Here is a 25,022-nt window from a genome sequence, read left to right as displayed (position 1 = left end):
CAGTTCGCATCGACGTTATGGGTGCTCAGTGGCCGGGGCGTCCGAACATGCCCAGTTGTTCGCCGCCGAGGACGTGCAGGTGGGCGTGGAAGACGGTGCGGCCTGCGTGTTCGCCGGTGTTGAAGACCAGCCGGAACCCGGCGGCGTCGATGCCTTCCTGCTTGGCGACGGCGACGCCGGTGCTGATCACGTCGGCCAGCTCCCTCGGTGCTTTCGCGAGGGCCTCGGCGTCTTCGTGGTGCGTGCGCGGCACCACGAGGACGTGCACGTCTGCCTGCGGGTTGATGTCCCGGAAGGCGTAGGTGGTGTCGGTCTCGAGCACCGTCGTCGAGGGGATGTCCCCCGCGATGATCTTGCAGAACAGGCAGTCGTTCTCGGGCATGCGCTGAGGCTAGCCGGTCGGCTGGTCGTTCTGGTCGAGGTCGGGGATCTCCTGCCCGTCACGGTCGGCCCATTCGAGCAGCGGTGTCAGGTCGAACGCGTGCGCGTCGATGTCGGCGTGCAGGTCCCCCAGCCTGGCGTACCGCGCGGGCACGGTGGCGATGGTGAACTCGCGCGGGTCCACGTCCGGGATCTCGTCCCACCGAATGGGTGTCGACACCCGCGCCTCAGGTACCCCGATGACGGAATAAGCCGACCGGATCGTGTGATCCCGCGCGTTCTGGTTGTAGTCGACGAACACGGTCGCGGGATCTCGTTCCCGCCGCCACCACGAGAGGTCGACGAGGCCGTCGGCCCGCCGCTCGACTTCCCGTGCGAACGCGTGTGCGGCCCGCCGCACGTCGTGGAAACCCCACGAAGGAAGGATGCGAACGTAAATGTGCAGCCCTTTCCCGCCGGAGGTCTTGGGAAACCCGACGGCGCCGAGTTCGGCGAGCACCTCCTGCACGACGAGCGCCACTTTCCGCACGGTGTCGAAGGTGGCCTCGGGCATGGGGTCGAGGTCGATCCGCCACTCGTCGGGTTTCTCGGTGTCCGAGCGTCGCGAGTTCCACGGGTGGAACTCGACGCAGGACATCTGAACGGCCCAGATCACGCTGGCGAGTTCGGTGACACACAACTCGTCCGCATGCCGCCCATAACGCGGAAAGTGCACCCGCACGGTCTCCACCCAGGGCGGCGCCCCGCGCGGCAACCGCTTCTGGTGCACCTTCTCCCCGTCAACCCCATCAGGAAACCGGTGCATCATGCAGGGCCGCTCACGAAGCGCGTTGACGATCCCGTCCCCCACGGCCAGGTAGTACCGCGCAAGGTCGAGCTTGGTCTCACCCCGAGCGGAGAAGTAAACGCGCTGCGGGTTGCTGACCCGAACAACCCGGTCCCCAACCTCGAGCTCAACCGCAGGAGCACCACCAGCCACAACAACAACCTAGTGCCGAACCCCAACCGAAGAAACCCAAGCCAAGAAGGAAAACCCACACAACCAACCCCCACCCCAAACACCACCCCAAAGAACCCCACCCAAGAACCGCCCACTCAAGACCTCACTCAAGCGCCCACTTCAAGGCCCCACTTCAAGGCCCCACTTCAAGGCCCCACTTCAAGGCCCCACTCAAGCGCCACCTCAAGCGCCCACGCTGGGTCAGACACCAACCGCACCGTGGGGGGTTTCGGGGGGCTCGGCCCCCCGGCAGACACAAGGGCCCCCGGGAAGGTGGGAACCACCGAACAGGGAAGGGGATGTCGCGTCGCGGTGAAGCCTGGGGGTCGCTCCACCGCGACGCGACGCCGCCGGACCGAGGGGGGAGGTGTCCGGCGGTAGCTCGTTCGCCCCACGTTTGTTTTCAAGAGTGGTGCTGTGCAAAGAGTAGACCGTTGTGCACGCTCAGCGCCAGCGTGGCGTCAGGACTCCAAGCGTTGCTATAGCGGCGGCAGCGGCCGTCGAGGCCCGCAGGACGGTGGGACCCAGCCTCGCTACCTGCGCACCTGCGGTGCGGAGGGTGTCGGACTCACTTTCGGAAATACCTCCTTCGGGTCCCACGACCAGGACCAGGTCACCGTCGGCGGGCAGCTCGAGATCACGGATGCCGGTCTCGGCGGCGGCGTCGAGGATGACGGTGGCGGCGCTTTTCCTTGCCAGTTCGGCGAGTTGTCGAGTGGTGGCGGGTTCGGTGACGTCGGGGATCCAGGTTCGCCGGGACTGTTTGGCCGCTTCGCGCGCGGTGCTGCGCCAGCGGGCGAGGGCCTTGGCGCCGCGGGGGCCGTCTTCCCATTTGACGATGCTGCGGCCGGCGCGCCACGGCACGATCACGTCGACGCCGGTTTCGGTGGCGAGCTCGACGGCGAGTTCGCCCCGGTCGCCTTTGATGAGTGCCTGTGCGAGCACGATCCGGGGCTGTGGCTGGGGTTCCGTCCATCGCCGGACGAGGCGCAGGGTCAGACTTTCTTTACCTTGAACCGTTTCAACGACGCAGGCGGCGGCGGTGCCGTGCCCGTCGGCGATGACGAGTTCCTCGCCGGGCTGCAGTCGGCGAACGGCGGCGGCGTGCCTGCCTTCCGTCCCGTCGAGCACCGTGGTGGTGCCCGACGGGACGGTGTCGACGAGAAAGACGGGTGCGGTGTCGCTCACGACGTTGGTTCGCTCCGCGAGCCTCGCTCAGCGGTGCCGTGCGCGGAGCCGGGAGAACAGCCCGCCGCCTCGGCCGTTGTTGGTGGTGGCGACGATCTGTTCCTCTTCGCCGCGGAGGTTGGCGAGTTCGCGGAGCAGCTCGGTCTGCCGGGCGTCGAGTTTGTTCGGGATCTCGACCTCGACGTGGACGTGCAGGTCGCCACGTCCGTCGACGCGCCCGGAGGACCGCAGCCGCGGGAGGCCGTGCCCGGTGAGGAGCAGTTCGGTGCTGGGCTGGGTGCCTGGTTCGAGTTCTAGCTCGACGGTGTCGTCGAGGGTCTCGAGCGGCAGGACGGCGCCGAGCGCGGCGGTGGTCATGGGGATGCGCACCGTGCAGTGCAGGTCGGCGCCGTTGCGTTCGAAGGTGTGGTGCGGCTGCTCGACGACCTCGACGTACAGGTCGCCGGCGGGCCCGCCTCCGGGGCCGACCTCACCTTGCCCGGACAGCCGGACCCGCATGCCGTCGGCGACACCCGGCGGGACCTTGGCGGTGATGGTGCGGCGGGCTCGGACGCGACCGTCGCCGCCGCACTGGCGGCACGGGTCGGGGATGACCTCGCCGACGCCGCGGCAGACGGGGCACGGCCGGGCGGTGACGACCTGGCCGAGGAACGAGCGTTGGACGGACTGGATTTCGCCGCGGCCGGCGCAGGTGTCACAGACCTGGACGGAGGTGCCCTCGGCGGTACCCGCGCCCCGGCACAGGTCGCAGAGGACGGCGGTGTCGACGGTCAGGTCACGGGAGACACCGGTGTTGCACTCCTCGAGGGTCAGCTCGATGCGGATGAGCGCGTCGGAGCCGGGCTGCACGCGGCTGCGGGGCCCTCGCCCGCCACCGGCGCCGCCGCCGAAGAAGGCGTCCATGATGTCGCCGAGCCCGAACCCGGCGAACGGGTCGCGGGCACCGCCCCCGCCGCCGTTGCCGAGCGGGTCGCCGCCCATGTCGACGATCTTGCGCTTCTGCGGGTCGGAGAGCACCTCGTAGGCCGCCGTGACCTCGCGGAACCGCTCCTGGGCCGACTCGTCGGGGTTGACGTCGGGATGTAGCTCGCGCGCGAGCTTGCGGTAGGCACGCTTGATCTCGTCGGACGTAGCGTCCTGGCGCACCCCGAGAGTGCCGTAGTAGTCCCTCGCCACCGTGTTCCCGTCCTCCTGCCCCGGAGGGCTCCGGGGTCTCACTCCCTGATCGGTCCGGTCGCGGGCATCATCGCCCGGACAGGATGTCTCCCACGTAGTTGGCGACCGCGCGCACGGCCGCGATGGTGCCCGGATAGTCCATCCGCGTCGGCCCGACCACGCCCATGCCGCCGAGAAGCGTGTGGTGCGCGCCATAGCCGATGGAGACCACCGAGGTGCTGCGCATCTCGGCGGCCTCGTTCTCCTCCCCGATCCGCACCGTAATGGTGCCAGGCTTGCTGGCGGCGGCGAACAGCTTCAGTACCACCACCTGTTCCTCGAGTGCTTCGAGGACCTGGCGCAGCGACCCGGGGAAGTCGGCCGCGTTGCGGGTCAGGTTGGCGGTGCCTCCCAGGACCAGGCGCTCCTCGGGGTGCTCCACCAGGGACTCCACCAGCACGGTCGCGAGCCGCGTCATTGCGTCCCGCAGGTCCGACGGCGCGTCCTCGAGCAGCTCGCTGACCTTGGCCGCGGCCTCCGTCAACGGATGGTCAACGAGCGTGGAGTTCAACATGTTCCGCAGCCGCGAGATCGTTTCCTCGGTGGTCACGTCCCCGAGGTCGACGGTCCGTTGCTCGACCCGCCCGTTGTCGGTGATCAGGACCAGCATCACCCGGGCGGGCGTCAGCTGGACCAGCTCGATGTGCCGGACCGTCGAGTGCGTCAGCGTCGGGTACTGGATCACGGCGACCTGCCGGGTGAGCTGCGCGAGCAGCCGAACGCTGCGCCGCATCACGTCGTCGAGGTCGATGGCCCCTTCCAGGAAGGAGTGGATCGCGCGCCGCTCCGCCGAGGACAGCGGTTTGACGTCGGTGAGGCGGTCGACGAACAGCCGGTAGCCCTTGTCGGTCGGGATCCGCCCGGCGCTCGTGTGCGGTTGGGCGATGTACCCGTCCTCCTCGAGGGAGGCCATGTCGTTGCGCACGGTGGCGCTGGACACCCCTAGGTTGTGCCGCTCGACGATCGCTTTGGAGGCAACCGGCTCCTGACTGGAGACGTAGTCGGCCACGATCGCACGCAGCACCGCGAACCGCCGCTCGTCCGTGCTCGCCATCAGGTCACCTCCCGTCTTCACCACGAGTTTACGGAGGTCCGGGCGAGTACCGGTCGAACCGGTGCCAAATGGAGTCCGCGACTTGCCCCGAGGGGGCTCAACCAACCAGAGCCGAGCCGCGTAGCCAGCCGATCCGACCTCGACCCTGAATCGATTCACGTGGCGACTTCCGACGACGACCGGAGGTCAGCTCACCGGGTACGCGCGACAACCGAACCTCCTCCCGATCTGTTTGAGGGCGCCGCGCAGGCCCACCTTCAGCTTTCCCCCGAGCCAGAACTGGAACCGGACGAAAGCCCTGCTCTGATGGGCTCCAGGCGCCACGTTGACAGCCGTGTAGGTCAGCAAGGTGCCGGCGGGATGCGGCGAGAACCGGTACTCGGCACGGAACTTGTACCCACCCTGGAACGCGAAGTACCCGGCGGCGGCGTCCTCCTCGACGATTCCGCCGGGATGCGCCCCGTAGCGAAGGGCGAACTCCCGAGGACCACCCCACAGGCTCGCCGACCTCATCAGTCGACCAGCACCCGGTAACGCCCGCAGCAGCAGCGCGTTCCCGGCGCCCACCGCCCCTTCGCGCACACTGAGAAACACGTCACACACCCGCTCCGGCTCGACCTCGATCACACCGGTCGCGGCCCACCCCTGTCGCTCCATCGACTCCTCCCTCGTCAGCCCGCCGTTCTCTCTCCCTCGTCTGCCGTCTCCTCCGCTGTTCCTCCCGCGCGTTCCTGGCTCCATCTCTGCCTCCACTCGGGACGAACCGTCACTCGCGAGCCAGAATCCTGTTCACCGCGCCCGCCAGATCCCCGTCCTCCGCCTCCGCGCGCCAGGCCACGAACCCGTCCGGACGAACCAGCACCGCACCCCGTTCCGTGATGCCGTACGTCTTCGTGAACCGCCCCTCCGAGTCCTCCACATCCGTGCCGACGCGGTAGACCGTCAGGCTCAGGTTCACCTTCCGGGCCGCCTCCGACCACTTCTCCCCGGCCGACGCCACCAACAACACGAAGTTCCTGCCGAAGAGGTCCCGTGTGGACAGCTCACTGTCGTTCCCGCGCAACGGGACGTGCGGCGCACGCGAACCAGGCCGGCCCGTCGGCTGCTCTGGGTTCTCCAGCGGCGCACCGTCCTCGGCGGGTTCCGCGGCCACGGCGTTCGACAGGTGCCGGTAGCCGAAGAACAAGGTCGAGATCGGGTCGATCGGGGCCGCGACCGTGTCGTCGACCAGATCCGGGCGCATGCGCTGGACGAACGCCGCGTACTGCTGCTCGACCAGGATGTCCGCGTAGGGGCGACGTTCGAGGTCGTGGCTGTCCAGCAACGCCGGCCCCGCCTCGCCCTTCAGCACCATCGCGAGCTTCCACGCCAGGTAGTAGCCGTCCATGATCGCCGTGTTGCCACCGAAACCACCCGTCGGCGGCATCACGCGGACCGCGTCGCCGATCAGGTGGACCCGGCCGCGCGAGAAGCTGTCGGCCACGCGAGCGGCGGTGTAGCCGTTGGTGACGCCGTTCGTGACCAGCCTCGGGTTCAGGTCCGGGACACCGGTGGCGGTGCGGATCAGGTCCAGCCACTCCGCGTCCGTGACGTCCTCGCGGTAGCCGACCGCGAGCGCGTAACGATGTGGCTCGTCGGTGCTCACCACCACACCGCTGCCTTCCGGCAGTTCCGGGTTCCGCAGGTAGAACAGACCGAAGCCACTCCTGCCCAGATCGGCTTCGAAGACGATGCCGACGGAGCGGCTCAGGTCGCCGCGACCGTGGACACCGATGCCCAGCGCGTGCCGGATCGGACTCCGGTGACCGTCGGCCGCGACCAGGTAGTCGGCCAGGACCGTCCGCTCACCCCGCTCGTCCCGGATCACCGCGCGCACCCCGGACTCGTCCTGCGTGAACGACACCAGCTCGGTCGCGAACCGGATGTCCGCGCCCAGTTCGCGCGCCCTGGCGAGCAGGACGGGTTCGGCACGTTCCTGGCTGGCGTTGGCCCAGCCCGCCGGACTCAGCTCACCGAAGTCGGGGTTTCGGTCCACCATCACGTCGTTGTAGACCCGGCCCGTCACGCTTTCGGCCACCGCGATGCGGAATCCGGTCTCGGGCGGGCTCGCGTCCACCATCCGTCCCGCCACGCCCGCCACCGCGAGCGCCTCCATGACGTGCGGGAACTGGCCTCTCGCCTTCGGGTAGACGGACGTCGTCGGATGGCGTTCGACCACCAGGGGACGCACTCCGTGCACGGCAAGGAACATCGCCGCCGACAGGCCCGCCAGCCCCGCGCCGACGACCAGCACCGGGTGTCGCTCGTCAGTCATCACTCACTCCTCGCGAACAGTGTTCGTTGTGTCGAACACCGTTCTATTCACGAACGGTGTTCGTGTCAAGTAGGCTGCTCGACTACGGAGGTGGTGGGGTTGGCGGCCGAATGGCCCAGGTCGCGGGCGGCGGCGCAGCAGCGCCGGGTGCTCAGCCAGGACCTGATCGTCGACACGGCGCTCGAGCTGCTCGGCAAGGGCAGCCTGGACACCGTGAGCATGCGACGGGTGGCGCAGGAGCTGGGCACGGGCCCGGCGTCGCTGTACGCGCACGTCAGCAACAAGGAAGAACTGCACGAGCTGATGCTCGACCGGCTCCTCGGGACGCTTCCCCGGCCGGCGCCCGACCCCGGCCGGTGGACAGAGCAGGTCGTCGAGATGGCCAGGGCGCAGCTGGCGATGCTCACGTCCTACCCGGGCATCGCCCGGGTAGGCCTGGAGACGATCGTGCCCGCCGGCCCCAACGCGCTCGCCTACGGTGAGGCGATGCTCGCCGTGCTGCGCGCGGGCGGGCTGCCCGACCGGGTCGCGGTACTCGCGTTCGACACGTTGGCGTTGTGGTGCGCGGCGTTCGCGTTCGAGCTGGGCGCGGCCAGGGCCGGGGACGCCGACCCGGCACAGATCGCCGCGCGGGGCAAGGAGATCGGCGCCTACATGGCGGCACGTCCCGCCCAGTTCCCCAACCTGCTCGGCGTCGGGCAGATCCTCTCCGAGGCGACGCCCGAGGAGCGGTTCGAGTTCGGGCTGGACGTGTTCCTCGCTGGGCTCGTCGGCGCGTTCCAGCCTCGGCGACCAGCCACGTAACCGGGACTGTCTACGGCGAACTGTCCGCCCCGGCCGGACGCCCTGACCACTTCCCGCGGGCCACCGTGTGCACACCACGTCCGGCCGCGTCGTGAGCTACCCGCGGCCGCTCGGGTCGTGGTCCGGGTTCAGACCGCGACCGGGAGCTTCGCCGCGCCACGCAGGTTCAGCCGTCCGTTCCACTCCACGTCGCCGTTCAGCGACAGGTCCGGGAAGCGGCTGACCAGCTTGCCCAACGCGAGGCGGCCCTCGAGACGGGCGAGCGCCGCGCCGAGACAGTGGTGCGGGCCGGCGCCGAACGACACGTGTGTCCTGGCCTCCTCGCGGTCGATGCGCAGCACGTTCGCGTCGGGACCGAAGTGGCGGTCGTCGCGGTTGGCGGACGCCAGGCCGGCGATCACGAACGCGCCCGCGGGGATCTCGCGGCCGCCGATCGTGTACGGAGCGATGGTGATGCGGCGCGACTGCTGCACCGGGCTGTCGTAGCGCAGGAGCTCCTCCACCGCGTTCGCGGCGAGGTCCGGGCGGGCCCGCAGCAGCGCGAGCTGGTCCGGGTTGCGCAGCAGGGCGATGGCGCCGTTGCCGATCAGGTTGACCGTGGTCTCGTGCCCCGCGACGTACAGGAGCAGCACCTGTGCCACCAGCTCGTCCTCGGTGAGCCGGTCGCCGTCGTGTTCGGCGGCGATCAGCGCCGTCAGCAGGTCGTCGGCCGGGTTGTCGCGCTTCCAGGCGATGATGTCCCGCATCATCTCGGTCAGCTCGGTCTCGGCGTCGGCGATCGCCTGGATCACGGCGGGGTCGGTCTGCACTTCGAGCGAGCGCACAAGGGTGCCGCTCAGTTCCCGGAGCCGTTCGTGGTCTGCCGGGCGCGTGCCGAGCATCTCGGAGATCACCGCGAACGGGAGCGGGAAGGCGAGTTCGTCGATCAGGTCGACCTCGCCGCCGTCGGCGACCCGGTCGAGGGACCGGTCGACGAGCTCGGTCACCATCGGCTCCAGCGCGGCGATGGCCTTGGGCGTGAAGACCTTGGTGACGAGTGCCCGCAAGCGCGTGTGGTCGGGCGGATCACGGTCCAGCATGGACAGTGCCCGGGCGCTTCCCGGGTCGAGCTGCTCGTACTGGTCGGCGATCAGGCCGCCCGCGAGGTTGCGGCTCTCGACCGAGAGCTTCGCGCGCAGCAACGCCGTGACGTCGTCGTACCTGGTGACGAGCCAGAAGCCGAGCGGGTGCTCGTGCACGGGGTCGACGTCGCGCATGCGCTGGTAGTGCGGGTACGGGTCGGCGTTGAAGTCGGGCAGGAACGGGTTGAACAGCAGCTCGGTGTCCGTCACGACACCCTCCTCGTCCGAGCGTGGGCAGTGTGGTGGTCGTGGACCGCGACACGGTCCGGGTGCGCCTCGAAGAGGATGCGGAACGCGGGCTGCTCGCGGTCGAGGTCGCGGTGCAGATCCGCGGTGGCGCGCGCCATGTCGGGCGGCGGCTGTTCGAGCAGCGCGTCAAGGCGTGCGTCGAACATCAGGTACCAGCGGCGGCGAAGGTCGGACAGGAACGTGTCCAGGTCGCCGTACAGCGTGTCGATCTCCCCCAGCAGGTCGGCCGGGATGTCCGGCCGTCGGGTGCTCGCCACTGCCGCGAGCACCGCCTGTGTCACTGCGTACCGCCGGTGGGTCCTCTCCCAGGCCATGGACATGGCATTCACCTACTCAGCGTCGGTCACATACACAGCGTATGTCTTATACTCCGTGCATGTCAACGGGCAAGAGCAGGCGCGACCAGTTCTCGGAGGCGACGAGGGCCGCACTGCTGGAAGCGGCCACACGCCGTTTCGCGACGCTGGGGTTCGCCGGGACCTCGCTGGAGGACGTCGCGGCCGACATCCTCGCCACGCGCGGCGCCGTCTACCACCACTTCCCCAGCAAGAAAGCCCTGTTCGAAGCGGTCTTCGAGAAGCTGGAGACCGAGGCGGTGCGCCAGTCGGCCGAGGCGGGCGACCGCGGCGAGGACCCGTGGCAGCGGGCGCTGCTGGCGCTCGACTCGTTCCTCGAGACCTGCGCGGACCCGGTGTACGGCCGGATCGTGTGGCAGGAGGCGCCCATCGCGATGGGGTGGGTGCGGTGGGAGGAGCTCGAGAACAAGTTCGCGTTCGGGCTGATCGAGGAGTACGTGCGGGCGCTCGTCGAGGGCGGCTACGTCGTCGACCTGCCGGTGGAGACCATGTCCCGGCTCGCGTTCTGCATGCTGGGCGGCGCGGGACAGGCGTTGTCGAAGGCGACCGAGGCCGACAAGCCGCGGCTACAAGACGAGTACCGCACGGTCATCGGTCGCATGCTGGCCGGGCTGGCAGCACCACAACCGACCTGACACGCAAACACGGCGAGTCGCGCGCTCAAACACATCGAGTTGTCGGTTTCGTGCAGTGAGACCTGCACGAAACACACAACTCGCCATGTTGGAGAACGCGACTCGCGGTGTTGTCAGGTCAGGCGGCGGACCACTGCGTCGGCGAGCAGGCGGCCCTTGAAGGTCAGGACGCAGCGGCCGAAGCGGCCGTTGACGCCTGCCAGCGCGTCCCTGTCCAGCAGGCCCTCCTCCGCCGCCTGGTGCGCTTCCTTCTGCGCGGCCTCGGACAGGACCTCCACCGGCAGACCGTCGACCAGGCGGAGTTCCAGCATGACCCGCTCCAGGTGGCGGTCCTGCGGGGTGAGGGTTTCGCGGGCCGCCGCGGGCGAGATCCCTTCCGCCAGCGTCGCCGCGTAGCGGGCCGGGTGTTTGACGTTCCACCAGCGGACGCCGCCGACATGGCTGTGCGCGCCCGGGCCCGCGCCCCACCAGTCGGCGCCGTGCCAGTAGCCCAGGTTGTGCCTGCACCAGGCCTTGGGTTCGGTGGCCCAGTTGGAGACCTCGTACCAGTGGAGACCCACCGCCGAGAGCGCCCTGTCCACCTGTTCGTAGCGGTCCGCCAGCACGTCGTCGTCCGGTGCTGGCAGGACACCGCGGGCGATCCTGCGGGCCAGGGCCGTACCCTCCTCGACGATCAGGGCGTACGCCGAGACGTGGTCCACGCCCGCGTCCAGCACGGCGTCCAGGGACGCGGCCAGGTCGGCTTCCTTCTCTCCGGGGGTGCCGTAGATCAGGTCCAGGTTCACGTGGTCGAAGCCCGCGCGGCGGGCCTCGCGGGCCGCTTCCGTCGCCCTGCCCGGGGTGTGGTTCCGGTCGAGCACGGTCAGCACGTGTGGGGCGGCCGACTGCATGCCCAGAGAGATCCGCGTGTACCCGGCCTCGCGAATCCCCTCGAAGAACGCCGGGCCGGTCGACTCCGGGTTGGACTCCGTGGTCACTTCCGCGTCCGGTGCCAGCCCGAGCGTGTCCCGGACCGCGTTCAGCACGTCGCGCAGGCCGTCGGCGCCCAGCAGGGACGGGGTGCCGCCGCCGACGAAGACCGTGTCGGCGGGTGGCGGGGTGCCCAGAACCGACGCCGCCAGGGCCAGCTCCGTCCGCAGGCCGTCGAGCCACGACCGCGGGGACGCGCGGGAACTCGCCAGCTCCGCCGCCGTGTACGTGTTGAAGTCGCAGTAGCCGCAGCGGGTGGCGCAGAAGGGAACGTGCACGTAGACCCCGAACGGGCGCCTGCCCAGGCCCTCGAGGGCCTGCGCGGGCAGCGCGCCGTCCGGGGGAGCTACGTCACCGTCCGGTAGTGCTGATGGCACTCCGCCAGTATCTCAGCGGAACACGACCAGCGTGACCACGGTCAGGCCCGCGGCCAGGATCAGGAACACGAAGCCGTACGCCGGGGCCTTGCGCCACCAGTGCGTGTGCCGGTCGATGGCGAACCGGCCGGGACCGGTGAACAGCAGGGCGAACGCCGCGGCGGCGTAGACCATCTCCAGCTCGACACCGCCGAGGAAGAGGTTCCAGTCACCCTTGACGACGATGACGTTGGCCATCACGCCGAGAATGGCCGCGGCACCGGCGGGGAAGAACAGGCCGATGATGAGGAGCACGCCACCGACGGTCTCGGTGAGCGCGACGACCAGGGCCAGCGCGCTGGGCTCGGTGTACCCGAACCCGACGAGCATCTCCCTGGTGGCCTCCATTCCCATGCCGTCGTTGAACCAGCCGAACAGCTTGTCCGCGCCGTGCGCGACGAACAGGGCGCCGACGACGACGCGCAGCACCAGCAGGCCGAAGTCCAGCCCGCGGTGCCACTCCGGCGTTCTCTCCCGTGCGGAGGCCTCCAGCGGCGACTCGTGGTCGAAGCTGGAGAGGGCTGTGGTCGGCGCGCTCGTGTAGCCGTCGTCATCGTCGTCGTCGAACATCGACGACGAGCTGGTGCCTGGGCGCGGGCCGAAGCTCTGTGTCGTGGACGAGGAGTCAGCCGTGGTGTAGTAGCCACGGTCGTCTTCAGTACTCACCCGGGGGAGGGTAACGCCTAGCCCGAACGGCGTGGACCCCCAACTTGCGATCAGTAGTGACCCAGCACCAGGTTGCGCGGACGCTCGCCCGCCGCGAACCTCGCGATCTCCTCGGCCACCACCGCGTACGCCCGCCGCTCGTAGCCTTCGACGCTCGCCGCGACATGCGGGGTGAGCAGCAGGTTCGGCACCGTCCACAGCGGGTGGCACGCGGGCGGCGGCTCCGGTTCGGTCACGTCCAGAGCGGCACGCAGCCTGCCGCTCGCCAGTTCCGCCACGAGGGCGTCGGTGTCCACGACCTTGCCGCGGGCCGCGTTCACGAGCACCGCACCGTCCCGCATCCTGGACAGGAACCCCGCGTCGACCATGCGCTCGGTGGCCGGTGTCAGCGGCACCATCAGCACCACCGCGTCGTGCGCCCCCAGCAGGGCGGGCACCTCGTCGAAGCCGTGCACGCCGTCGCGGGCCGTCGTGCCGACCAGCGTGGTGGTCGCGTCGCACGCGTCCAGCCTGCGCTTCAGCTGGGTCCCGAGGTCGCCCGCGCCGATGACCAGCACTTTCTTGTCGATCAGCGTCTCGGTCGGCCTGCGCACCCACGTGCGCGCCACCCGCTCGTGCTCGAACGGGATCAGGTCCCGGTACACCGCGAGCAACGTGGCGAGCGCCCACTCGGCGGTGCTGCCGCCGTGCGCGCCCCTGGCGACCGACAGCATGACGTGGTCCGGCACCTGGCCCACCCAGGCCTCCGCGCCCGCGGTGAGCAGCTGGATCAGCGCCAGATTCGGCAGCCGCGCGAGGAACGCGGCCGGGTCGGCCGGTGCGAGGAAGCCGGGCACCAGGACCTCGGCACGTTCCGGCAGCTCGCCGTCGACCTCGTAGCGGACCACGTCGAGGCCGTTCACGCCGGCCAGCGCGGCTTCGCCGGCCTCGTCCGGCACCAGCACGGTGATCGTCACGTCAGGCACCCTACTTACCCGAGGTTCACGGGCGGGACCCTAGCGTGGGGCCATGTCCTCGAGGTCACGTGTGCTGTTCGCGGGCGTGCTGTGCGGCGTCCTGCTCACGGCCGGGTGTGCCACGTTCACGGACCAGCCGCCGCCGGAGGCCTGGCGGCCACAGGAACAGCTCACCCCGCAGGGCGGCCCGGAACCGCAGGTCCCCGGCGAGGGGCAGCCCCCGGAACCGGGTGGCGGCGGTGGCGGACGGCCGTCGAAGATCCCGCCGCCCGACGGGTGCACCGACTACAACCCGGCGGTCATCGGCACCTGCATGGACACCGTGAGCGCGGTCGCGGCGCTGCCCGGGGACGGCCGGGACCCGACCGCGCTGGTGGGCGAACGGAAGACCGGCCGGATCCTGCGGGTCAAGATGGGCAACGACCCGCAGGTCGTGGCGACCGTGCCGGTGGACGGGAGCACCGACGGCGGCCTGACCGGGCTCGCCCTCTCCCCCACCTACGCCGAGGACCAGCTGATCTTCGCCTACGTGACGACCGCGACCGACAACCGCGTCGTGCGGATCGCGCCGGGTGACGTGCCGAAGCCGATCATCACCGGCATCCCGCGGGGCGCCACCAACAACCGGGGCGCGCTGGCGCTCGACCGTCGCGGCGCGTTGGTGCTGGCCACGGGCGACGCGGGCAACCCGAAGGCGGCCGGTGACCTGAAGTCGCTGGCGGGCAAGGTGCTGCGGTTCGACGCGTCCGGGCAACCCGCGGAAGGCAACCCGACGCCGGGTTCGCTGGTCGTGGCGAGCGGACTGCGGGCGCCGGGCGGGGTGTGCGCGGCGTTCGACGGGTCCGGCACGTGGGTGACCGACCGGACCCCGGCGCAGGACGTGCTGTACCGGCTGACGCCGGGCAAGCCCCTGTCGACCCCCGCGTGGACGTGGCCGGACCGGCCGGGTGTCGCGGGCTGCACGGCGAGCGCGACCGGCGTGCTGGTCGTGACGTCGAAGGCGGGCAACGCGCAGATGCTGCCGATGGCGCCGGACGGGTCGTTCTCCGGCAAGCCGCAGATCTCGCTGGCGAAGGACGAGGGCTTCGGCCTGCTCGGTGGCATGGACGCCGTGAACGCGCAGGTGGCGGTCGTGGGCACGGTCAACAAGGACGGCGGCAAGCCCGGCTCCAGCGACGACCGCGCGATCGTGGTCCTGCCCCCGACCGGCGGCGGCGCGGGCGGCCCGGACTAGGCACACGCCCAGGCGCGCCCAGAGATCTTTGCACACAAGTCTTGGCCTGGTCAGCAGTTACCTCAGGGGAACGTGACGGCGCTCAGCCACCAACCGCCTGCGGTGCTCGGTCGGGACCAACACTTTTGAACCCGGGGTGGCGGACCTGTGTTCGTTCCGTGTGGCGGGGTCTCCTAGCCTGCTCCGCCTGGGTGATCACCGCGATCTCGAGGGGTGTCGCGTTCGTGGTCACCTTGCCACTTTTCCGTTACTCAGCAAGGAGAATCGTGTCCGCAATTCCGGTTACGCCGACCGCACCCGCGCCTGTCCGCAGGCCGGGGATGCTCGTCGCGGCCGTCGGTGTCGTGGTGGTCACCGCGCTGGCGGCGATCGTCAACGGCATCCTGATCGCCACAGGGGGCAAGGAACTCGTCAGGGACCTGCTCGTACAGGCGGGCATGCCCGAGAGCGTCACCGAGGCCGACCTCGACGCGTTCGCCCAGCTCGCGGGCGAAGGCTCGTTCGACGAGATCATCAGCACCTTCACCACCCGCGGCTACCTCGCCCTCGGCGCGGGCGCCGCGATGCTGATCTTCGGTCTGCTCATGATGAAGGCCGCCACCTGGACCCGCGTGCTGGTCACCATCTCGGCCGTGTTCGCCATGATCTTCAGCCTGGTGATCCTCGGCGACGAGACCACGACCACCATGGCCGGGCTGGCGATGCTCGCGATCCTGGGCGCCATCGTCTCGATCATCTTCACGTGGCTGCCGCCGATCGGCCGCTACGGCAAGGCGCTCAAGGCCTGACGCGCGCTCAGGGTGCCGAGAGCGAGGGGCCCGGCACCCTGGTGAGGTTCATGAGCAACGCGGTGAGTGCGTGCGCGTTGCTGTCGCGGGGGTCGGCCGTACGGTCGGCCTCCGCACGTGCCTTCTCCGCCTTCTCCGGTTCGCCTCCGGCGTCGTACGCGGCGGCCAGCAGCCGCAACGTGATCGCCACCGACGACACCGACCCCATCTCCCGGTACGCGGCCAGGCACACCCGCAGCTCCACCACCGCGTCGTCGGTGCGGCCGTCCCCGACCCAGCTCGCCGCGATCGCGCGCCTGCTCGACAGGGCCCGCGGCACCTCGTTGATCTCCTCCGCGATCGCGCGGCACTCGCTGAACGCGGCCAGCGCGCTGGCGCGTTCCCCCCGTCCGGCCTGGATCGCGCCCAGTGTCCGCAGCGACCGGGCCAGCGCACGCCGTGCGGTCGTGTCCCGCAACAGCGCCACGGCCTCCCGCGCGGTGGCTGCCGCCCGGTCCAGTTCCCCGGTCAGCGCGAGGCTCCACGACAGGCTCTGCAGCGCGTCGGCCACCGCGCGCGGATCGTCGGACTCGCGTGCGACCGCGAGCGCGCCCGTGTCCACCCGCACCGACTCGGCGGGCCGGCCGAGCCGGTTCAACGCGGCCGACCGCGTCGCCGCCACAGCGTCCTCAGTGGACAGCGAAGCGGCGCGGTCCGTCAGCGCCAGCGCCTCCTCCGGCACGCCGAGGCCGATGAGGCAGTCGGCGAGGTGCGTCAGCACCCACGCCAGCGCGGGCCCGTCGAGCCGGTCGGCGCACCAGCGGTACTTCGCGTCGGCGGCGGCGTAGCGGCCACGCACGTGCAGCACGCGGGCGTGGACGAGTTCCGCCCACACCTCGACCCGCTCGTCCCCCGCCGCGCGCGCCGCGTCCGCGAGCGCCGACGCACAGGTCCGCAGGTCCGTGTACGCACCCTGCGGCCACAGGTACCGCGCGACCCGCTCGAAGATCCGCGCCGCGTGCCGGTACCGGCCGCGCTCGACGAGTCCGCCGATGGCCGCGACCAGCGACGAGTGCTCGGTCGCGAACCAGCTGCCCGGGTCGGCGGCGTAGCGGGCCAGGCTCTCCTCCGGCATCGGCACGACGGGGACCGCGTCGACCGGCAGCTCCGGGAACACCGCGGGCAGGTGCCTGCCCAGCCGGTCCGCGACCGACAGGATCGCGGACCGCAGCCGGGCCGTCGCGTCGTCGCAGGCGGCGGTGCCGTCCTCGGCGAGGAGACGTTCCCGCGCGAACGTGAGCACCAGGTCGTGGACCTCGTAGCGCGGCTCGCCGCACGCGTCGTCGGCGACCGGCTGCAGCAGGCTCGACTCGACCAGCTCGTCGACCGCCGCGTCCCCCGCGACCCCGTCCTGCAGCACGGTGATCGCCCACGAGGGCACACGGGCGACGGCCGCCGCGCCGACCAGGCGGAACGTGGTCCGGGCCGGCTCGGTCAGTGCCGCGTAGCTCAGCGCGAGCCCGGCGCGGACCTGCAGGTCGCTGACCGCCAGCTCGTCGAGGCGGCGCTGCTCGTCGGAGAGCCGGTCGGCGAGGGTCGCGAGCCTCAGCTGTGGCCGCAGCGCGAGGCGGGTGCCCGCGATGCGCAGTGCCAGCGGCAGGTTGCCGCAGGCCGCGGCGATCCGGCGGGCACCGTGCGGGTCGGCGGTCACGCGGGTCCCGGCGATGGCGGTGAGCAGGTCGAGCGCCTCGGCCTCGGTGAGCGAACCGACGGTGACGCGGTGCGCGCCGAGGAGCCCGGACAGCCTGCGCCTGCTGGTCACGAGCACCGCGGTGCTGGCGGTGCCGGGCAGCAGCGGGCGGACCTGGCCGGGGTCGGCGGCGTCGTCGAGGACCAGCAGGACCCGGCGGTCGGCGAGCCTGCTGCGCAGCACCGCGGCCTTGGCGTGCACGTCGTCGGGGATGGCCGGACCGGTGACGCCGAGGCTGCGCAGCAGGTCGGCGAGGACGTCACCGACCGGACGGGGTGCGGTGGCGCCCGCCAGGTGGGCGTAGAGCTGGCCGTCGGGGAACGCGGTCTGCAGGCGGTGCGCGACGCGGACGGCGAGGGTGCTCTTGCCGACGCCCGGTTCGCCGGTCAGCACGACCGGGAGCCCGCCGGGGTCGGTGAGCAGCGCGGTCAGCTCGTCGACGGTGCCGTCGCGGCCGGTGAACACGCGGTTGTCGGCGGGGAGCTGCCGGATGGGCCACTCGTCGGTGGCCGGTTCCGCCTCGTCGCCCCGCAGGATCTCCGCGTGCACGGCACGCAGCTCGGCGCCCGGTTCGAGACCGGTCTCCTCGACGAGTGTGGTGCGGGCCGTGCGGTACGCGGCGAGCGCGTCGGCCTGCCGCCCCGAGCGGCGCAACGCACGCATGAGCTGGCCGACGAGCCGTTCCCGCAACGGGTGCTCCGCCACCGCGGACTGCAGTTCGCCCAGCAGCTCGGCGTGGCGGCCCACCGCCAGCTCGGCCTCGACCCAGTCCTCGAACACGGTCAGCCGCTCGATCTCCAGGCGCGCCACCTCCGCGTCGAGCGCGGGCAGCGCGAGGTCGGCGAGCGGACGGTCCCGCCACTGGTCGAGCGCGAGCCGCAGGTGCCGGGCCGCGGTGTCCGCGTCCCCGTCCCGCAGCGCGGCACGGCCGGACTCGCCGGCCGTGCGGAACGTCAGCAGGTCCAGGTCCGCGTCGTCGACCCGCAGCCGGTAGCCGGGGCCGGCGTGGTCGATGGGCGTGTCACCGAGCCGCTCCCGCAACCTGGACACGTACGTGTGCAGGTTGGACGCGTACGACTTCGGCGGGACGTCCGGCCAGAGCGCGTCGACGAGCCGGTCCGTCGGCACGCGTTCGTTGGCGTGGAACAGCAGCATCGCGAGCAGCGACCGCTGCCGTTCCCCGCGCAGGCGCAGCCACCGGCCGTCGTGGCCGGTGATCTGCAGGGGACCGAGGACGCCGAACCTGGGCGCCACCGCCTCTACTTGCAACGCTCCAGGATCAGCTCGCGCACCCGCTTCGCGTCGGCCTGGCCCTTGGTGGCCTTCATGACCGCGCCCACGATCGCGCCCGCCGCCGCGACCTTGCCGCCGCGGATCTTGTCCGCCACGTCCGGCTGCGCGGCCAGCGCCTCGTCGATGGCGGCGTACAGGGCGGAGTCGTCGGACACGACCGCGAGGCCGCGCTTCTCGACGACCTCGTCCGGCTCGCCCTCGCCGGCCAGCACGCCGAGGATGACCTCGCGGGCCAGCTTGTTCGTCAGCTTGCCCTCGGCGACCAGCGCCGACACCCGCGCGACCTGCGCCGGGGCGATCGGCAGCGCGGCCAGCTCGATGGCCCGCGAGTTGGCCTCCTGCGCGAGGAAGCTCACCCACCAGGCTCGGGCCTCGGCCGGGGACGCGCCCGCGTCGACGGTCGCCGCCACCAGGTCCACCGCACCGGCGTTGACCAGGTCACGCAGCTCCAGGTCGGTCAGCGACCAGTCGGCCTGGATGCGCTTGCGGCGCTCCCATGGCATCTCCGGCAGCGTCGCACGCAGCTTCTCCACCCACTCGGCGGACGGCGCGATCGGCACCAGGTCGGGCTCCGGGAAGTACCGGTAGTCCTCCGAGGTCTCCTTGCGACGGCCACCGGACGTGGTGCCGGTGTCCTCCTGGAAGTGGCGCGTCTCCTGCAGGATCGAGCCGCCCTCGACGAGGATCGCCGCCTGGCGCGTCATCTCGTACCGCACGGCGCGCTCGACGCTGCGCAGCGAGTTGACGTTCTTGGTCTCGGTGCGGGTGCCGTACTCGGTGGCGCCCTTGGGCATCAGCGACACGTTCGCGTCGCAGCGCAGCGACCCCTGGTCCATGCGCACGTCCGACACGTCCAGCGCACGCAGCAGGTCCCGCAGCGCGGTCACGTACGCACGCGCCACCTCCGGCGCCCGCGCACCCGTGCCCTCGATCGGCTTCGTGACGATCTCGATCAGCGGCACACCGGCACGGTTGTAGTCGAGCAGCGAGTGGTCGGCGCCGTGGATGCGACCCGTGGCGCCACCGACGTGCAGCGACTTGCCCGTGTCCTCCTCCATGTGCGCGCGCTCGATGCCGACCTCGACGACCGTGCCGTCATCCAGCGTGATCGACAGCGACCCGTTGAACGCGATCGGCTCGTCGTACTGCGACGTCTGGAAGTTCTTCGGCATGTCCGGGTAGAAGTAGTTCTTCCGCGCGAACCGGCACCACGGCGCGATCTCGCAGTTCAGCGCGAGACCGATCCGCATGGCCGACTCGACGGCCACCCGGTTCACCACCGGCAGCGAACCCGGCAGGCCCAGGCAGGTCGGGCACACCTGGGTGTTGGGTTCCGCGCCGAACGTGGTGGGGCAGCCGCAGAACATCTTCGTGTGCGTGTTCAGCTCGACGTGCACCTCGAGGCCGAGCACCGGGTCGAAACGCTCGATGACCTCGTCGTAGTCGAGGACGGTCGCGACGGTCATCAGGCCTCCAGCTCGGGGACGCGGTTGATCAGCTTGCCGCCCGACGCGGCGTCGCGGGCGGCCTCGTAGGCGGCCGCGACCTTGTACATGCGCTGCTCGGCCAGCGCGGGCGCCATCACCTGCAGGCCGACCGGCAGACCGTCCTCGTCGGACAGTCCGGCGGGGACGCTCATGGCGGGCGTGCCGGACATGTTGGCGGGGATGGTGCACAGGTCGGCGAGGTACATGGCCATCGGGTCGTCCACGCGCTCGCCGATGCGGAACGCGGTGGTCGGCGTGGTCGGCGAGACCAGCACGTCGACGGTCTCGAACGCCTTCTCGAAGTCACGCGTGATCAGCGTGCGGACCTTCTGCGCCTGCCCGTAGTAGGCGTCGTAGTAGCCGGACGACAGCGCGTAGGTGCCGATCATGATGCGGCGCTTGACCTCCGCGCCGAATCCGGCCTCCCGGGTGAGCGCCATGACCTGCTCGGCGCTGTTCTCGCTGTCGTCGCCGACCCGCAGGCCGTAGCGCATCGCGTCGAAGCGGGCGAGGTTCGACGACGCCTCGCTCGGCGCGATCAGGTAGTACGCGGGCAGCGCGTAGTCGAAGCTCGGGCAGGACACCTCGACGACCTCGGCGCCGAGGCCCGTCAGTGCCTCGACCGCCTGCAGGAACGCGGCGGTGACGCCCGCCTGGTAGCCGTCGCCCTGGAACTGTTTCACGACGCCGATCCGCACGCCGGACAGGTCACCGCGCGCACCCTCGCGGGCGGCGGCGACGACCGGCGGCACGGGCGCGTCGATGGAGGTGGAGTCGAGCGGGTCGTGGCCGCCGATCACCTCGTGCAGCAGCGCCGCGTCGAGCACGGTCCGTGCGCACGGGCCGCCCTGGTCGAGCGACGAGGAGAACGCGACGAGGCCGTACCGGGAGACGCCGCCGTAGGTGGGCTTGACGCCGACCGTGCCGGTGACGGACGCGGGCTGGCGGATCGAGCCGCCCGTGTCGGTGCCGATGGCGAGCGGCGCCTCGAACGCGGCGAGGGAGGCGGACGAGCCACCGCCCGAGCCGCCGGGGATGCGGTCGAGGTCCCACGGGTTGCGGGTGGGGCCGAACGCGGAGTTCTCGGTGGAGGAGCCCATGGCGAACTCGTCCATGTTCGTCTTGCCGAGGATGACCACACCGGCTTCGAGGAGCTTGCGGGTGACGGTCGCGTCGTACGGCGGCCGCCAGCCCTCGAGGATCTTCGAACCGCAGGTCGTGGGCGCGCCTTCCATCGTGAAGACGTCCTTCAGCGCGAGCGGCACGCCCGCCAGCGGCGACGCGGGCTCGCGGCCCGCCGCCACGTCCTCGTCGACGGCGCGCGCCGCGGACAGCGCGCGCTCGGTGTCGACGTGCAGGAACGCGTTGACGGTCTTGTCGACCGCGGCGATCCGGTCCAGGTGCGCCTGCGTGACCTCGCCCGCGGAGACCTCCCGCTTCTGGATCATCTCGGCCAGCTCGGCGGCGGTCAGCCTCGTCAGGTCGCTCATGCCTCTTCTCCCAGAATCCTCGGCACCCGGAAACGTCCTTCCTCGGCGGCCGGCGCACCGGCCAGCGCCTGCTGCTGTGTGAGGCCGGGACGCACGAGGTCGTCGCGGAACACGTTGGTGAGCGGCACGGCGTGCGAGGTCGGCGGGATGTCCTCGGCGGCCACCTCGCCGACACGCGCCACCGACTGGAGGATCACGTCCAGCTGACCGGCGAACGTGTCCAGTTCGTCCTCGGTGACGGCCAGCCTGGCCAGGCGAGCGAGGTGAGCCACCTCGTCGCGGGAGATGTTGGGCACGGAGAGACTCCTGGGTCGACCGTTCTTTCACGTGTGTTGTCTTTCGAAACTGAAAGCATCCGCAGTCTATTTGCGCCCCTGATGAGCACACGAACGGGTTATCGAGGTGGCAAGCTGGTCACAGGCACGCGAGTCCCGGGGTGTGGACGGCGGGCCCGGCGGCATCTCGGCGTCTGCGACAATCGTCGGCCGGCACGAGATCGACACCTACGTAGCGGGAGGCGTTCGCCTTGTCCTTCCTGATCCGGGTTCAGCTCCCGGACGTTCCGGGAGCGCTCGGGGCGGTCGCGACCGCTCTCGGGGCCATCGGGGCCGACATCCTCTCGGTGGACGTCGTGGAGCGGAACAACGGCTCGGCCATCGACGACCTGGTCGTCGAGCTGCCGAAGGGGCGCCTGCCGGACGTGCTGATCACTGCTGCTGAATCGGTCAACGACGTCGAGGTCGACGCTGTGCGACCGTATGCCGGCGTACTGGACACGCACCGTGAGTTGGAGCTGGTCGAAGAGGTCGCCGCCCAGCCCGACGAGGGCCTCACCATCTTCACCGAGGGCGTGCCGAGGATCATCCGCGCCGGATGGGCCATGGTCGTGGGCCCGGAGGCGGGCGGCGCACGAACGCTGACCGCGTCGACGGCGGCACCTCAGCTCAAGACTCTCGACCTGCCGTTCCTGCCGCTCGCCCGGGCAACAGTGCTCGACGGCGAGGAGACCTGGGTACCGGAGACCTGGAAGGAACTGGGCACCGAACTGGCCGCCACCCCACTGGGCAAACCGGAACGCGTCCTGCTGGTAGGCCGCCCAGGCGGCCCCCAGTTCCGCGCCGCCGAAGTGGCCCGCCTGGCCCACCTGGCAGGCATCATCGCGGTAGTCCTCTCAGGCTAACCCCGCGAGTCGCGTACCCAGACACGGCGAGTCGCGCGCCAGAACACCGCGAGTCGCGTTCTCGAACACCGCGAGTCGCGTTCTCGCGCGCACCGAGTTGTATGTTTCGTGCCGATCTTGGTCCGCGGCAGGGCCGGGCAGGTGCACGAAATCGACAACTCGATGTGCTGGAGAACGCGACTCGCTGTGTCTGGGGGCGCGACTCGCTGTGTCTGAGGGCGCGACTCGCGGGGTTACTTGGTTACTTTGAAGCGGTTGTCTGTGGCCAGTGTGGCCAGTTGCTGTGGGGTGAACGGCAGTTCGGTCAGTGCCGGGTGGTTGGTGAAGCCGTAGTCGAGTGACTGTGCTACGTAGACGACGGTGCCGTCGTCGTGGCGGTACGCGGCGACCTGGTCGAGGTGCTCCTGGTCGGGGTGGTTGACGCTGGTGACGCCCACCTTCTTGCCGTCGACCATCACCTCCCGGCACTGGCCGTCGATACCCCACATCGGCGCCAGCTCGCATCCGGACGCCTGCTCGTCCACCGTGCGTACCTCGACGATCATCTCGCCGACGCCGCTGCCCTTGGTCACCGGAGTGGCGGCCATGTACGACCACTTCTCCACCCCGTCGACCTTGCCGTCGTAGTTCGCCTGGTCGTGCTTCAGCCGGGAGCCGGCGAGGTCGCCGTTGCCCTCGAGGTCGCCGGGCGCGCCGAAACCGGCGGCGGTCACCACGTCGTCGAGGGCGACGGCCAGTGCGACGCCGCGTTCGTGCTGCGGGCCGGACCGCTGCGTGCGGTCGGTCATCCCGGGCGGCAGCGTTTCGGTGTCGTCCTCCGCCACGGCCGACCCGCCGGTCTGCTCGTTGGCCGACGTCGGGGTCGCCACGTCCTGCGTGGACCGCGGGCCAGGGGGCTGGTTGCCGACCTGGACACCGTCACCGCCCGACTTCGACGGAGCCACGACCACCACCCCGACCGCGATGGCCGCGACCACCGCGGCGGTGCCGGCGGACGCCCACAGCGTGCGGCGGCGGCGCCGGTCGCGGTGGGCCGCCTCCAGCACCGGCGCGTCGCTCATGGGCGGTGGCGCGGTCGCCGTGTCCATCGTCCTGCGCAGCGCGTCTCTGAAGTCCTGCTCGCTCATGCGTGTTCTCCGTGTTCGTCCATGGTCGGAAAGGGGTCAGAAAGGGGTGGGCACCAGGTCGCGCATCGCGTCGAGGCCGCGGGAGGTCTGGCTCTTCACGGTGCCGACGGAGCACCGCAGGACCTTCGCCGTGTCCTCGACCGACATGTCCTCCCAGAAACGCAGCACGAGCGTGGCGCGCTGACGGGCGGGCAGGTCGGCGAGAGCACGGACCAGCACCAACCGGTCCTCGATCCCGCTCGCATCGGGAGAGACGCCGTCGACGTGGTCCGCGGTCGGCTCCTCGCGGGACAGGAAGCCGCGCCGGGTCTCGTCGAGGAACGTGCGCACGAGGATCTGGCGCGTGTAGGCGTCCAGCTTCTGGTGGGCGGCGATCCGGTGCCACGCCCGGTACAGCTTCACGAACGCCGTCTGCACGAGGTCCTCGGCGCGATGCCAGTCCCCGCACAGCAGGAACGCCGTGCCGCGCATCGCACCAGACCTGCTCGCGAAGTAGGCGGCGAACCCCTCGTCGCGATCGTTCATGGCGCCCTCCTGAGTGAATTCACGGATTAGTCACGCCACTTCCCGCGCCGCGGGTTGCATGGCCCGGCGAAATCAGCCGGACGGGAAGCACCGTGACGGCGTCACCCCGACCTCCCGCCGGAACGCGGCGATGAACGCGCTCGTCGTGCGGTAGCCGATCTGGCGGCCCGCCACCGCGACCGGGGTGCCGTCGGCCAGCAGCTCCAGCGCGGCGCGGACGCGCAGGCGGGTGCGCCACCGGCCCAGGCTGACGCCGGTTTCCGCGACGAACAGCCGCGACAGCGTGCGTTCGCTCGCGCCGACCGCACGGGCCCACGCGGCGGCGTCGCGGTCGTCGGCCGGGTCGGCGGCGAGCGCGTCGGCGACCCGGTGGGCACGGTCGTCGCGGGGCCACCTCAGGTCGACGGACGCCACGGGCGCGGGGACCAGGACGTCGAACAGCACGGCCTCCGCGCGACGGCGTGCGTCGTCGGACAGTTCCGGGCGGGTGAGGTGGCCGACCAGCGCGGCGTACATGTCCGTGGCGGCGAGCACGGTCGGGGCCGCCCACAGTGCCGGGCAGCGGTCGGGGCTCAGGTAGAGGCTGTTCAGTTCGATGGTCGACGCGGCCGCCGTCGTGTGCGGGACCCCGGCCGGGACGAACAGCGAACGGCTCGGCGGCAGCACCCACGTCGTGTCCGCGACGCCGACGGTCACCACGCCGGTGCGCGCCCACACCAGCTGGTGCGTGGGATGGACGTGCGTCGGGAACCGGTGACCACGCGGCAGGGCCACGCCGAGCGGCAACGCGAAGGAGTCCAGGTGACCGAAACGCGACATGGCCTGTCAGAGTACGTGGTTTCGGC

24 protein-coding genes are annotated in these 25,022 nt (G+C 70.9%); 5 read left to right on the top strand and 19 right to left on the bottom strand.

What is annotated here, in order from left to right; translation table 11 throughout:
• Positions 1 to 25: 25 nt before the first annotated feature.
• The 7 genes from ACIBVP_RS32640 to ACIBVP_RS32610 all read right to left on the bottom strand — a co-directional run bounded on the left by ACIBVP_RS32640 (position 26) and on the right by ACIBVP_RS32610 (position 7,152).
• Positions 26 to 382 (bottom strand): histidine triad nucleotide-binding protein, encoded by a 357-nt coding sequence (locus tag ACIBVP_RS32640; protein ID WP_396110258.1) that lies wholly within the window; start codon positions 380 to 382, stop codon positions 26 to 28.
• A gap of 9 nt (positions 383 to 391) precedes the next feature.
• Positions 392 to 1,360, bottom strand: coding sequence for a DNA polymerase domain-containing protein (locus ACIBVP_RS32635; RefSeq protein ID WP_396110257.1), 969 nt, complete (start codon positions 1,358 to 1,360; stop codon positions 392 to 394).
• 465 nt (positions 1,361 to 1,825) lie between these two features.
• Positions 1,826 to 2,569: a 16S rRNA (uracil(1498)-N(3))-methyltransferase gene (locus tag ACIBVP_RS32630; RefSeq protein WP_396110256.1), complete on the bottom strand. Its 744-nt coding sequence runs from the start codon at positions 2,567 to 2,569 to the stop codon at positions 1,826 to 1,828.
• A gap of 27 nt (positions 2,570 to 2,596) precedes the next feature.
• Positions 2,597 to 3,745 (bottom strand): molecular chaperone DnaJ, encoded by a 1,149-nt coding sequence (gene dnaJ, locus ACIBVP_RS32625; protein WP_396110255.1) that lies wholly within the window; start codon positions 3,743 to 3,745, stop codon positions 2,597 to 2,599.
• Positions 3,746 to 3,812: 67 nt separating this feature from the next.
• Positions 3,813 to 4,838 carry a heat-inducible transcriptional repressor HrcA gene (gene hrcA, locus ACIBVP_RS32620; RefSeq protein ID WP_396110254.1) on the bottom strand — a complete coding sequence of 342 codons (1,026 nt, stop codon included), beginning with the start codon at positions 4,836 to 4,838 and terminating at the stop codon, positions 3,813 to 3,815.
• 186 nt (positions 4,839 to 5,024) lie between these two features.
• Positions 5,025 to 5,495, bottom strand: coding sequence for a hypothetical protein (locus tag ACIBVP_RS32615; protein WP_396110253.1), 471 nt, complete (start codon positions 5,493 to 5,495; stop codon positions 5,025 to 5,027).
• Positions 5,496 to 5,604: 109 nt separating this feature from the next.
• Entirely contained in the window at positions 5,605 to 7,152 is a 1,548-nt protein-coding gene (locus tag ACIBVP_RS32610; protein ID WP_396110252.1) for an FAD-dependent monooxygenase, read from the bottom strand.
• 99 nt (positions 7,153 to 7,251) lie between these two features.
• Here ACIBVP_RS32610 and ACIBVP_RS32605 point away from each other — a divergent pair, with 99 nt between their 5' ends.
• Positions 7,252 to 7,956 carry a TetR/AcrR family transcriptional regulator gene (locus ACIBVP_RS32605; RefSeq protein WP_396110251.1) on the top strand — a complete coding sequence of 235 codons (705 nt, stop codon included), beginning with the start codon at positions 7,252 to 7,254 and terminating at the stop codon, positions 7,954 to 7,956.
• A gap of 128 nt (positions 7,957 to 8,084) precedes the next feature.
• Here ACIBVP_RS32605 and ACIBVP_RS32600 read toward each other — a convergent pair whose 3' ends face one another.
• Positions 8,085 to 9,287 carry a cytochrome P450 gene (locus ACIBVP_RS32600; protein WP_396110250.1) on the bottom strand — a complete coding sequence of 401 codons (1,203 nt, stop codon included), beginning with the start codon at positions 9,285 to 9,287 and terminating at the stop codon, positions 8,085 to 8,087.
• Positions 9,284 to 9,646 (bottom strand): hypothetical protein, encoded by a 363-nt coding sequence (locus ACIBVP_RS32595; protein WP_396110249.1) that lies wholly within the window; start codon positions 9,644 to 9,646, stop codon positions 9,284 to 9,286. Before ACIBVP_RS32595 ends, ACIBVP_RS32600 begins: the two co-directional genes overlap by 4 nt.
• Before the next feature lie 56 nt (positions 9,647 to 9,702).
• Between ACIBVP_RS32595 and ACIBVP_RS32590 the strand changes: the two genes are divergently transcribed.
• Positions 9,703 to 10,317 carry a TetR/AcrR family transcriptional regulator gene (locus ACIBVP_RS32590; protein WP_396110248.1) on the top strand — a complete coding sequence of 205 codons (615 nt, stop codon included), beginning with the start codon at positions 9,703 to 9,705 and terminating at the stop codon, positions 10,315 to 10,317.
• Between the two features lie 113 nt (positions 10,318 to 10,430).
• Here ACIBVP_RS32590 and hemW read toward each other — a convergent pair whose 3' ends face one another.
• The 3 genes from hemW to ACIBVP_RS32575 are packed head-to-tail and all read right to left on the bottom strand — an operon-like array spanning position 10,431 to position 13,324.
• Positions 10,431 to 11,663 (bottom strand): radical SAM family heme chaperone HemW, encoded by a 1,233-nt coding sequence (gene hemW / locus ACIBVP_RS32585; protein WP_396110247.1) that lies wholly within the window; start codon positions 11,661 to 11,663, stop codon positions 10,431 to 10,433.
• A 12-nt stretch (positions 11,664 to 11,675) separates the two neighbouring features.
• Positions 11,676 to 12,368: a DoxX family protein gene (locus ACIBVP_RS32580; protein WP_396110246.1), complete on the bottom strand. Its 693-nt coding sequence runs from the start codon at positions 12,366 to 12,368 to the stop codon at positions 11,676 to 11,678.
• 50 nt (positions 12,369 to 12,418) lie between these two features.
• Complete coding sequence (locus ACIBVP_RS32575; protein WP_396110245.1) at positions 12,419 to 13,324, bottom strand: NAD(P)-dependent oxidoreductase; 906 nt, start codon at positions 13,322 to 13,324, stop codon at positions 12,419 to 12,421.
• Positions 13,325 to 13,376: 52 nt separating this feature from the next.
• Between ACIBVP_RS32575 and ACIBVP_RS32570 the strand changes: the two genes are divergently transcribed.
• Positions 13,377 to 14,558, top strand: a complete 1,182-nt coding sequence (locus ACIBVP_RS32570; protein ID WP_396110244.1) for a PQQ-dependent sugar dehydrogenase — start codon at positions 13,377 to 13,379, stop codon at positions 14,556 to 14,558.
• A gap of 266 nt (positions 14,559 to 14,824) precedes the next feature.
• On the top strand, positions 14,825 to 15,346 hold the full coding sequence (locus ACIBVP_RS32565; RefSeq protein ID WP_396110243.1) for a hypothetical protein: 522 nt from the start codon (positions 14,825 to 14,827) through the stop codon (positions 15,344 to 15,346).
• Between the two features lie 7 nt (positions 15,347 to 15,353).
• Here the strand turns inward: ACIBVP_RS32565 and ACIBVP_RS32560 are convergent, their stop codons facing one another.
• Genes ACIBVP_RS32560 through gatC form a run of 4 tightly spaced genes read right to left on the bottom strand, consistent with a single transcriptional unit; the run spans position 15,354 to position 21,641 of the window.
• Entirely contained in the window at positions 15,354 to 18,329 is a 2,976-nt protein-coding gene (locus ACIBVP_RS32560; RefSeq protein WP_396110242.1) for a BTAD domain-containing putative transcriptional regulator, read from the bottom strand.
• Between the two features lie 5 nt (positions 18,330 to 18,334).
• A complete protein-coding gene (gatB, locus tag ACIBVP_RS32555) occupies positions 18,335 to 19,834 on the bottom strand; it encodes an Asp-tRNA(Asn)/Glu-tRNA(Gln) amidotransferase subunit GatB (RefSeq protein WP_396110241.1) in 1,500 nt (499 codons plus the stop codon).
• Complete coding sequence (gatA, locus tag ACIBVP_RS32550) at positions 19,834 to 21,345, bottom strand: Asp-tRNA(Asn)/Glu-tRNA(Gln) amidotransferase subunit GatA (protein ID WP_396110240.1); 1,512 nt, start codon at positions 21,343 to 21,345, stop codon at positions 19,834 to 19,836. The genes gatB and gatA overlap by 1 nt, the downstream gene beginning before the upstream one ends.
• Positions 21,342 to 21,641, bottom strand: a complete 300-nt coding sequence (gatC, locus tag ACIBVP_RS32545; RefSeq protein ID WP_396110239.1) for an Asp-tRNA(Asn)/Glu-tRNA(Gln) amidotransferase subunit GatC — start codon at positions 21,639 to 21,641, stop codon at positions 21,342 to 21,344. The genes gatA and gatC overlap by 4 nt, the downstream gene beginning before the upstream one ends.
• A gap of 230 nt (positions 21,642 to 21,871) precedes the next feature.
• Here gatC and ACIBVP_RS32540 point away from each other — a divergent pair, with 230 nt between their 5' ends.
• The gene (locus ACIBVP_RS32540; RefSeq protein WP_396110238.1) at positions 21,872 to 22,525 is read left to right on the top strand and encodes an amino acid-binding protein; all 654 of its coding nucleotides are present in this window, start codon (positions 21,872 to 21,874) and stop codon (positions 22,523 to 22,525) included.
• A 233-nt stretch (positions 22,526 to 22,758) separates the two neighbouring features.
• Here ACIBVP_RS32540 and ACIBVP_RS32535 read toward each other — a convergent pair whose 3' ends face one another.
• The 3 genes from ACIBVP_RS32535 to ACIBVP_RS32525 form a co-directional block, all read right to left on the bottom strand.
• Entirely contained in the window at positions 22,759 to 23,652 is an 894-nt protein-coding gene (locus tag ACIBVP_RS32535) for a hypothetical protein (protein ID WP_396110237.1), read from the bottom strand.
• A gap of 36 nt (positions 23,653 to 23,688) precedes the next feature.
• A complete protein-coding gene (locus ACIBVP_RS32530; RefSeq protein WP_396110236.1) occupies positions 23,689 to 24,177 on the bottom strand; it encodes a SigE family RNA polymerase sigma factor in 489 nt (162 codons plus the stop codon).
• A 72-nt stretch (positions 24,178 to 24,249) separates the two neighbouring features.
• Positions 24,250 to 24,996 carry an AraC family transcriptional regulator gene (locus ACIBVP_RS32525; protein ID WP_396110235.1) on the bottom strand — a complete coding sequence of 249 codons (747 nt, stop codon included), beginning with the start codon at positions 24,994 to 24,996 and terminating at the stop codon, positions 24,250 to 24,252.
• Positions 24,997 to 25,022: the final 26 nt, after the last annotated feature.

It is taken from the genome of Actinophytocola sp. NPDC049390 (assembly GCF_044466355.1).
Classification (GTDB): Bacteria; Actinomycetota; Actinomycetes; order Mycobacteriales; family Pseudonocardiaceae; genus Actinophytocola.
This window is presented reverse-complemented; position numbering and strand designations above follow the sequence as displayed.